This window comes from Candidatus Glassbacteria bacterium (assembly GCA_019456185.1).
GTDB lineage: Bacteria > Gemmatimonadota > Glassbacteria > GWA2-58-10 > GWA2-58-10 > JAJRTS01.
Map to the genome: position 1 here is coordinate 17,644 of VRUH01000040.1, position 9,107 is coordinate 26,750.

General features: G+C 59.8%; 14 protein-coding genes. 13 read left to right on the forward strand and 1 reads right to left on the reverse strand.

What is annotated here, in order from left to right; translation table 11 throughout:
- Positions 1 to 7: 7 nt before the first annotated feature.
- Positions 8 to 265 (reverse strand): hypothetical protein, encoded by a 258-nt coding sequence (locus FVQ81_13200; protein ID MBW7997504.1) that lies wholly within the window; start codon positions 263 to 265, stop codon positions 8 to 10.
- 83 nt (positions 266 to 348) lie between these two features.
- Here FVQ81_13200 and FVQ81_13205 point away from each other — a divergent pair, with 83 nt between their 5' ends.
- The 13 genes from FVQ81_13205 to FVQ81_13265 all read left to right on the forward strand — a co-directional run bounded on the left by FVQ81_13205 (position 349) and on the right by FVQ81_13265 (position 9,084).
- A complete protein-coding gene (locus tag FVQ81_13205) occupies positions 349 to 816 on the forward strand; it encodes a helix-turn-helix transcriptional regulator (protein MBW7997505.1) in 468 nt (155 codons plus the stop codon).
- A gap of 18 nt (positions 817 to 834) precedes the next feature.
- Positions 835 to 1,164, forward strand: a complete 330-nt coding sequence (locus FVQ81_13210) for a hypothetical protein (GenBank protein ID MBW7997506.1) — start codon at positions 835 to 837, stop codon at positions 1,162 to 1,164.
- Positions 1,165 to 1,386: 222 nt separating this feature from the next.
- Entirely contained in the window at positions 1,387 to 2,085 is a 699-nt protein-coding gene (locus FVQ81_13215) for a transglycosylase SLT domain-containing protein (GenBank protein MBW7997507.1), read from the forward strand.
- Entirely contained in the window at positions 2,073 to 2,291 is a 219-nt protein-coding gene (locus tag FVQ81_13220; protein MBW7997508.1) for a hypothetical protein, read from the forward strand. The genes FVQ81_13215 and FVQ81_13220 overlap by 13 nt, the downstream gene beginning before the upstream one ends.
- A 94-nt stretch (positions 2,292 to 2,385) precedes the next feature.
- Positions 2,386 to 2,643, forward strand: a complete 258-nt coding sequence (locus FVQ81_13225; protein ID MBW7997509.1) for a hypothetical protein — start codon at positions 2,386 to 2,388, stop codon at positions 2,641 to 2,643.
- Positions 2,640 to 2,900: a hypothetical protein gene (locus FVQ81_13230; GenBank protein ID MBW7997510.1), complete on the forward strand. Its 261-nt coding sequence runs from the start codon at positions 2,640 to 2,642 to the stop codon at positions 2,898 to 2,900. The genes FVQ81_13225 and FVQ81_13230 overlap by 4 nt, the downstream gene beginning before the upstream one ends.
- Positions 2,875 to 3,405: a host-nuclease inhibitor protein Gam gene (locus FVQ81_13235; protein MBW7997511.1), complete on the forward strand. Its 531-nt coding sequence runs from the start codon at positions 2,875 to 2,877 to the stop codon at positions 3,403 to 3,405. Before FVQ81_13230 ends, FVQ81_13235 begins: the two co-directional genes overlap by 26 nt.
- Positions 3,406 to 3,541: 136 nt before the next feature.
- Entirely contained in the window at positions 3,542 to 3,760 is a 219-nt protein-coding gene (locus tag FVQ81_13240) for a hypothetical protein (protein ID MBW7997512.1), read from the forward strand.
- Positions 3,761 to 4,234 (forward strand): hypothetical protein, encoded by a 474-nt coding sequence (locus FVQ81_13245; GenBank protein ID MBW7997513.1) that lies wholly within the window; start codon positions 3,761 to 3,763, stop codon positions 4,232 to 4,234.
- Positions 4,227 to 5,771 (forward strand): hypothetical protein, encoded by a 1,545-nt coding sequence (locus FVQ81_13250; protein ID MBW7997514.1) that lies wholly within the window; start codon positions 4,227 to 4,229, stop codon positions 5,769 to 5,771. The genes FVQ81_13245 and FVQ81_13250 overlap by 8 nt, the downstream gene beginning before the upstream one ends.
- On the forward strand, positions 5,752 to 7,254 hold the full coding sequence (locus tag FVQ81_13255) for a DUF935 family protein (GenBank protein MBW7997515.1): 1,503 nt from the start codon (positions 5,752 to 5,754) through the stop codon (positions 7,252 to 7,254). Before FVQ81_13250 ends, FVQ81_13255 begins: the two co-directional genes overlap by 20 nt.
- Positions 7,247 to 7,990: a hypothetical protein gene (locus tag FVQ81_13260; protein MBW7997516.1), complete on the forward strand. Its 744-nt coding sequence runs from the start codon at positions 7,247 to 7,249 to the stop codon at positions 7,988 to 7,990. Before FVQ81_13255 ends, FVQ81_13260 begins: the two co-directional genes overlap by 8 nt.
- A complete protein-coding gene (locus FVQ81_13265) occupies positions 7,987 to 9,084 on the forward strand; it encodes a hypothetical protein (protein MBW7997517.1) in 1,098 nt (365 codons plus the stop codon). Before FVQ81_13260 ends, FVQ81_13265 begins: the two co-directional genes overlap by 4 nt.
- Positions 9,085 to 9,107 lie beyond the last annotated feature (23 nt).

Sequence of the window (9,107 nt, forward strand, 5' to 3'; positions counted from 1 at the left end):
TTCGGGTTTAGGCGGCGTTGTTGGGATAGTCCCGCCAGAGGGCGGAGAAGCCGGAGCCGAGTTGTTGCTCCAGGAAGGCGATGACCGGCACAGAGTTGATGCGTCCGGCGATGGCCCGCCCGATGGAATCGGCCTTGAGACCAGTGGCCTGCTCGATGTCGGTAATGGAGATGCCCTTCTGGGACATCAGCACTTCGACTTGCTTCTTGCGCTCGCGAAGAAGTCGGTCGATGTGTGTCGTCTTTTGGTTTTTTACCTGTGACATGGCGGCTCATGTGTTATGCAATAGGATTTTCCCGTTCCGAGATTGGGAGCGGATAGCGTTACGGAAACCATAAGTGATCTAAAATCACAAAGTCAAGTAAAAATGTGACTACAAATCACAATCCATTTGAAGAGACCTTCGGAGACCGGCTAGCTGCGTTGATAAAATCCCTTGGGAAAGGCCGGGATGAATTCGGGACAAGCCTTGGTGTGCGTAGGGAACATATCTCAAGGTTGGTTTCCGGGAAGGCGGTGCCGAGCGAAACCCTGATCATCGCCATTACCTGCCTGTACGGGGTGAACAGGGCATGGCTTGAGTCGGGTGAAGAACCGATGTTCGCCCCAACATCGAAAATGGTGAATGAGTCGGAGGTGCTACGTGCCTACCGGGAAGATATTGAGATTCTGCATCGCCGGATCGAGGAACTGGTCAATGAAAATCAGCGGATAGGCAAGAAATTGGGCAAGAAAAAACTGGAGGAAATCGGGAGGGAAGTGCGGGAGAAGAAACCAGCGGCCTATAATCATGTCGCTGAAAATACGGAATGCTGAGAATGGGAGGTCTTGAAGATGAACAAGCTGGCAATCCTGATTGCAGCCTTGGTATTGGTTTCCTCATTGACAGGCAATGCATTTGGCCAGGCGGACTGCGCTCTTCTGAAAGCGGAGATCGAGAAATTCCAGGATGCGGTATCCGGGTTAAATAGCGCGATTTTTATCGCCGCCATGATCGAAGAGGAACTGTCCGTTAAGAAAATGCAGGCACTCGGCAATACAATGGGTGATCAAAAGGTTCGGTCGGTCGTAAAGAAACAAGAGGAGGCCCTCATAAAACAAAAAAAAGCCGTTCTCGACGCCGCCGGATGTGGGGCCAAGAAGAGCGGAAAGGAAAGCGATTGACATCCCATCCCCAACCGCGCTAGCGGTGGGGTATCCTCCAGCGCGAACCACGCACCGCAACAAATCCAACAAAAGCAACACTCCCAATAGACCCAACACTCCCCTTTTAGATGTATGGCGCGTCCGCCATGCTGGGTTGATCGGAGCTACAGGAGGCGGACAAGCCTGTCCGCGTCCCCATGGCGTCCGATTTCTGAATAACCCAGCACATGGAGGTGCCCTATGGACACCGTTTTCAACATCATCACCGCGCTGTTCGCCCTGGTGATCGCTCTGGTCGCCTCGGGGATCGCGATCCGAGTATTCGACAAGTACCTCTTCCCCACGGTTGATTTCGCAGACCACCTGTCCGGCGGCAATGGGGCCGTGGGCAAGGTCGTGGCGGCGATCATCGTGATGACCTTCTTCACCGCAGCTTGGGTGATGGCCGCTCCTCCCGATTACAACCGCTATGACGCGCAGTTCCGGAAATGGGGCAAATGGGAATTCGGGCGGACGGTCGATTGGCGTCACTTCAAGGCGCAGGGCCTCACCGAATCCCTCCTCAATCCCGGCCTCTGTTCTCACGTGGGAGCCTGCGGGGTGATGCAGTTCATGCCCGCCACCGCCGTCGCCATGGGAGTGACCAACCGATTTGACGCGAAGCAATCGATCCGGGGCGGAATCAAATACGACAAGCGGCTCTGGGATCAATTCACCGCGCCGAGGCCGAAACTGGATCGCCTCGCCTTTACTTTCATGGCCTACAACGCGGGACTTGGAAACGTACTGATCTGGCAGAAACAGGCCGTGGCCGCTGGTGTGAATCCGAACCTGTTCGAGACTCTCAAACCCTGGGTGTGGAAGGAACCGCGTGGATATGTGGAACGTTCGCGGCGCTGGTATGCCCGCCTGAAAAGGAACAAGCGATGGACTGGTTGATTTCTCTTTTCGGCGGGGCGGCTGACCTGCTGGGCGGGTGGCTGTTCGGCGGCCTGAAGATCGCCCTGGCAGCCATCCCAGCCATCGGCTACGCGGCGGTGGCCTATTTTCGCTCCCGCAAGTCGCAAAAGCTGTTCACCGTGAAGGACGCGGTGATCCTGCTGGTAATCGGCGCGATTCTATTCCTGGTGCTCTGGGTCGGCTGATTTATAAGGGCTGCGGACAAGCCTGTCGGCTTTATGCCCCTAGCCACAAGCCTGCGGCGAGGGGTTAACCACAGCCCCAGATACGGGGCGGAGAATGAGCGAGTTGGACCTGTATGAACGCAAAAAGACGGACAAGATCGCGGAGGACTCCGCCGCAACCCGCGTCATCGTGGAACGCATCGAGACCGGCATCCGGGAGATCAAGGCGAAGGATGCGGAGCAGGACAAGCGCATCGGAAAGCTGGAACGCAAACAATCGGCCATGACCGGCATCGGGGCATTGCTCGCGCTGTTCTTCGGGGCGGCCATCACGCTGCTGGCCGGGTGGTTCGGGAAAGGAGGCGCGGGATGACCAAGCTCATTTTCTTTATCTGGCTGGCGGTGATCTGGGGGGAAACTCCCGCCTACGTGGAGCGGGAAATTGCCACAACCAAGAGGGCCTGGGGCGCAGGATGCGCCGCGATCCACCGGGAAGCGCGGATTGAATACGAGGCGGATTATCGAATCCGGAAAGGCAAGCCTGCCGTAATTCTGACGGGCACCTGTTTCCAGCTAGAACCACAAGACACCAAGGAAGGTGAAGATGGGAACCAAGACGACAAAAATTAAATCTGAGGCGGCGGACTATCCCGTCCCGCAGAGCAGGGAGGAGGCGGTGGAAGCCATCGCCGAGATCGGGCGGCGGCAGCGGGAGCGCGAGCGCATCCAGGCAGCCATGAACGATGAACTTGCCGTGATCCGGCAAAAGTTCGAGGAAGAGGCCGCGCCCCATAACGACACGATCAAGGGCATGTCCACCGGAGTGCAAATCTGGTGCGAGGCCAATCGGGAGACCTTGACCAACGATGGCAAGGTGAAAACCGCCAATCTATCATCCGGTGAAATCCGCTGGCGGATACGGCCTCCCAAAGTGTCCGTCCGCGCCGCAGATACGGTGCTCAAGGCCCTCAAGGAACTGAAGTTGACCCGGTTCATCCGCGTCAAGGAGGAGGTGAACAAGGAAGCCATCCTCGCCGAGCTAGAGACCGTGAAGCACTTGAAGGGGATTACGATCACCCAGGGAGAGGATTTTGTGATCATTCCCTTCGAGACCGAACTTGAGGAGGTCGTTTAGGCGAAGCCACGGGATGCGGACAGGCTTGTCCGCAACCCCATACCGGGGGCAACCCTAGCGGGGCATCCGGAAAATCGCTTGAGGAGCGATCCGAACGGCATCCGAACGGCATCTCAACCCAGGGCAAGGAGGCCCGATGTTTCACGCACACGACGGCTGGTATTTCGAGCGCACCCCGGATGGAGGTGTTCGGATTCTGAAGCGCAAGAATGCGCGGCCCGATGCGCCGGTTGAAGCCGAGATCGAAATTGACGCGTATGTCTGGGCCTCCATCGTTTCACACGTCTCCGAGCAGGGCGATATCGCCGAGACCTTCAACCAAGCCCTGAAGTTACACCAAGGCGAGGACCAGTGATTGGCTTCGAGAACCTACAAGCAAAACACCTGGAGGCGGCAGAAAGCCTACGACCTGTGGGTGGTTGTGCAGGCCACCGTGGAAGAAACCTGCGAAGTCTCCGACATCACCGCGCGCACCCTGCGGCGCTGGCGCAGCTACTACGGCTGGGACGGCGAGCGGGAGAAATTCGGGGCGGGCCTGGGATCGCTGCTGGCCTCCTTCCGGGATCAGTTGGGAAGGCTCTCCCAGGATTTACGCAATGCCGCCGCCAATCAGGACGTGAAGCGGATGGAGGAATTGAACAAGGTGGCCGGGCAACTGCTGGTCAACGCCATGCGCATCCAGGAAATCGAACAGGGTGTTCACTACCGCAGGCTGTCGGTGCAGTGGCTGCGGGAGTTTTCCGATCACCTGAAACAGACCCGGCCCTTACTGCTGGAGGAATTGCTGCCGGAACTGAAAGCCTTCATGGGGAAAATCGCCAGTGCGTGATCTGACCGACAAGGAATATTGGGAGAAGCTGGCGCGGTGGGAGAAGGCCCTGCGCAAGTCCATCTCCGAAGCCACGGGCGATCTGCCGGACGGTTCCGAGACAGCGGTCAAGGAGCGGGTGGAGCGGGCGCGGATAGACCGCTTTTTCTTCTTTAAACATTACCTGCCCTATCTGTTCGAGGATCCATTCACCGAACATCATCAGCGCCTGGCCGACGATCTGGATAATGAGGACTCCCTGCTGGCCATCGCCTTCCGGGGCTGGGGAAAGTCCACCTTCATCATCTACGCGGAGACCCTGTGGGAGTTGGTTGCGGGAAAAACCGAGTTCGCCGTGCTGACGGGCAAGACCGATGAGCAGACATTGCCCCTGGTGTTGCAATTGCGCATCGAGTTCGAGGCCAACGGGCGCATCCGGCAAGACTTCGGAGATCAGGCGCTCGGCCCGATCTGGCAGATGACGCACTTTGTGTTGAACAACGGAAGGGAAGTGATGGGCCGAACGCTGGGCGGAGCAGCACGGGGGCCGCGCTCCCTGAAGAACAAGCGCCCCGACCTGTGGGTGCTGAGCGATCTCCAGGAGAAGAAGGACGCCAAGAATCCGGACATCATCGACGGCATCCTCGACTTTATCCGCTCGGTGGTGATCCCGGCCATGAATCCCAAGCGGGCCAAGGTGCGGGTGGAAGGAACCCGCGTCTCGGAGGATTGCGCCCTGTCCCAGCTTCATGAGGGGGATGAGAATAACGAGCCGTGGCCGACCTTCGAGCTTCTGGCCATCGACGGGGACGGCAACCCGACCGAACCACACCGCTACCCGCTGCATGTGCTGGCGAAGAAGAAGCGGGAGATGGGAACCGATCCCTTCGATCTTGAGTTTCAGTTGACCGCCAAATCGAAGGAGGGGACGTTCCGGCGCGAATGGATCAAATATTACCGTCCCGAACAGATCATCGATCTCCCGTTACTGTGCGGGGTCTACGAGGACCCCGCCACGAGCGCGGACAGCGATCACAAGGCGATCATCTCCATCGGTTATCACAAGGAGACCGGCAACTACTACGTGCTGCGGGCCTTCATCCGCCAGCATGCCAGCCCGGAGGAATGCGCGGCGGAGTTCTACCGGCAGTGGAACGATATCAATAAACCGCCCCTGCGCCAGGGCATTGCCGGTTTCGAGGACAACGGCGCTCAGGAACTGATCGTCTACCCAATGGAACTCTACCGGAGGGACAACAATCTTTCCTACATCCCCGCCGTGGGAGTGACCAACACCATCAACAAGGATATTCGGGTGGGCGGGTTGGCTCCTGATTTCGAGAATGGGAAGTTCCATTTCATCAAGGGGCATAGCGATCAAAAAATTTTGGTGGATCAGTTTGTCTTCTACCCCAAGAAAAAAAGGGACGGGCCGGACGCCACCCGTGGAGTGAAAGACCTGATTCAGCGCCTTCTCAAACCCGGTGGCGGCATCGTCAGCCGTGGGCGGCGCACTGCGAGGCGGATATTGCGGGGGTATGGACATGCCACGGCCTAGAGCCAGCGCGATTTCACTGAACGGTGAGATGACGGCATTCGCCCACATCCGCTCAACAGGATTGACCGGTGAACTGGGTGGCCGGGTATCCGATCCGGAATTCTTCGGGTTGCTGACCATCCTCCCCGATCCGGATGAAGTACTGCGGCGCACGGGCCTGGATCAGCGGGCCTACCGGCGCATCCTGGCCGATGAGCATGTGGAGGCGGTTGTGACTCAGCGGGCCTCTGCGGTGCTCCGGCAAAGCTGGGAGGTCAATCCGGGCGGCGACGGCGCGGCGGATCAAGCGGCGGCGGAATTCTTCCGGGAAGTGCTGGAGGCCCTGCCGATGCAGCGCGTGATGGAACAGATGCTGACCGCTCCCCTGTGGGGCCTGGCCGCGCACGAGGCAATCTGGGCAAGGGACGGCCAGCGCTGGTTTGTGGAACGGCTGCCCGACCGCCCGGCCCGGCGCATCGTCTTTGACGGGGACGGCAATCCCCGGCTGAAAACCCGGAGCAATCCGGGGAACGGAGAGGAAATACCCCCCGGGAAATTCCTGCTGACCCGCTTCCGGGCGAGTTGGCAAAATCCCTATGGAGAGCGGTTGCTGTCAAAGATTTACTGGCCTCACACCTTCAAGATGAGCGGCTATCAATTCTGGGTAACCTTCCTGGAAAAGTTCGGCATGCCCTGGTCGGTGATCTCATACCCGCCAGGGATGTCGGAGGAAGAGGTAGGCAAATTGGTCGATATCGCGGAAGCGGCTGTTCAGGATGCTGTGCTCGCCGTTCCTGCCGGGAGCGATGCGAAGCTGCTGGAAACGACCGGCGGGCGCGGGGATGCCCATGACCGGATGATCCGCGCCTGCGAGAACGGTATCTCCAAGGCCATCGTCGGCCAGACCCTGACAACCCAGATCGGCGACAAGGGCAGCTTTGCGGCATCCAAAACCCATGAATCTGTGCGGGAAGACATCGTGGAAATGGATGCGCGAATGGTCGAAGAGACCCTGAACGAGCTTGGGAGATGGCACACCGAACTCAATTTCAGCGGGGCCACGCCACCCGTCTTTTCGCTCAAGGCCGGGGCCAAACCGCAAATGGAATGGGCCAAGGTGCTCAACATTTCCCGGAAGTTCCTCGACGTGCCGAAGACCTGGGCGCACGAGCGCCTGGGGATTCCCATGGCGGAAGAAGGGGAGGACGTGCTCGAAAGCGGAGGTTCGGCTCCCATGCCCGGAAACGATCCCCAGTTCGCGGAGAGAGAAGGTTTCGCGGTGGAATCCCGAGCGATTCCTGGAATGACCGATGCCCTGGCCGCGAAGTTCGCTCCGGCCCTGGAAGCCGTGGAAGAGGCACTGGGCAGGGCGGTCTCCGAAGCGGAGTTCATCGCCGCGCTGGAAGTCATCGCCACCCAGGAAGAACCCCTGGCCGGTGAGTTCGCCGAGGCCCTGAAGAACGCGCTGCTCCGGGCCACGCTGCAAGGGAGGGCCGATGCCTGAAGAAATCACACTGGAGCCGCTGGAATTCCCCGAGGCGATCCGCGCCTTCGGAGAGCGGGTAGTGATCAGCCCGGAGGCATTCAAGGCGCTGGATGAGCAGACCCGCGCCGCCGCCTTCACCATGGGCAAGGTGTCGGAACTGCAACTGATCGCCGGAGCCAAGGAGGGGCTGGAGCGGGCCTTGAGCGAGGGCGGCACCTTCGCGGACTTCAAGAACGATTTCGGGGCGCTGGCGAACAAGCTGGGGATTACCCCGCTCTCCCCCCACTACCTGGAGACGGTGTTCCTGAATGGGGTGCAGAGCAGCTACCACGCAGGGCGCTGGGAGCAACAGCAGGAGGTGAAGGAACTGCGTCCGTTCCTCAGTTATTTCACCGTGGGAGACGACCGGGTGCGGCCCCATCACGCGGCCCTGCACGGTGTGACGCTGCCCGCAGATCATCCGCGCTGGCAATCGATCTACCCGCCCAACGGCCACCGCTGCCGGTGCCGGGTGCAATCGTTCTCCCGAACGGAGGCGGAACGGCGCGGGCTGGAAGTGCTGGACGATCTGCCGGAAGTGCGCCCGGTGAAGATGAAGGTGTTCGACCGTTTCCAGCGCAAGTTTGTCACGGTGACTGAACAGGTGGAACCCCGGCCCGATCCGGGCTGGGCCTTCAATCCGGGAGACCCGGTAGCCCGCAAGGCGGCGCTGGATGCCCTGGAACGGAAACTGCGCAGGGAGATTCTGTCATGAACTGGTTCGAGATATTCAAGACCGGCACACACACCGATTCTGCGGGAGTGACCCGCGAATGGGAAGAGAGCGATCTGAAGCAGATCGTGGATAATTTCGATCCGGAACAATCCGCCCCGGTGGTGATCGGCCATCCCAAAAACGACGATCCGGCCTGGGGCTGGGTGGACAAGCTGAAAATCGAAAGCGGCAAGCTGCTGGCTTCCTTCCGGGACCTGGTGCCCGAATTTGTCGAGGCCGTCAAACAAGGCCGCTACCGCAAGGTGTCTGTCCGTTTCTTCCCGACCGATAACGACGGCTGGGAACTGCGGCACGTGGGATTCCTCGGGGCTGCGGCCCCCGCCGTCAAGGGGCTGACGCCCATCGCCTTCGAGGAGCGCGAGGGGGACGTGGTGCTCGAATACGCCCTGGATGAATACGAGGCCCAGACGTTGCGCGACCTCTTCCGTGGCCTCCGTGAATGGATCATCGACCGGTTCAGTCTGGAGACGGCAAACGACGTGCTTCCGGACTGGCAGATCGAAACATTACACCCTCCGGCGAAGCCGGATTACAACCAACCCGAAGGAGACAAATCAATGGGCGATCCGATTACGCAAGAAAAACTCGCCGAGGCCGTGAGCAAGGCCGTCAAGGAAGCCACCGACTTGGCGAACGATGAAGGCGTCAAGAAGGAAAAGGCGATGCAGGCCGAGATCGAAAACCTCCGGCTGGAAAACCGGCGCGACAAGTTGACCTCTTTTGTCGAGGCGCAAGTGAAGGGCGGAAAGCTCCCCCCCAAGGCCAGCGAGGCGGGGATCGTGGAGTTCATGCTGGGCCTGGACGATGCCGCCGAAGTGGAGTTCGCGGAAGGGGAGGAGCACAAGAAAACCCCGCTGGCGTGGTTCCGGGAATTCATCGAGTCCATGTCCGAATCCAAGCTGTTCGGCGAGTTGGCCGGGCGGGAGGGCGATCCCGGCCCCGCCGAAGGGGAGGAGGGCGAGAAAATTGTGACGGAGTACATCGCCGCCCAGAAGGAACAGGGCAAGGATGTCAGCTACACGGATGCCGTGCGGCACGTGGCGTCCCGGCATCCCGAACTGTTCCCGGTCTGAGCCGGGCGCAGGCGGCGCGTATT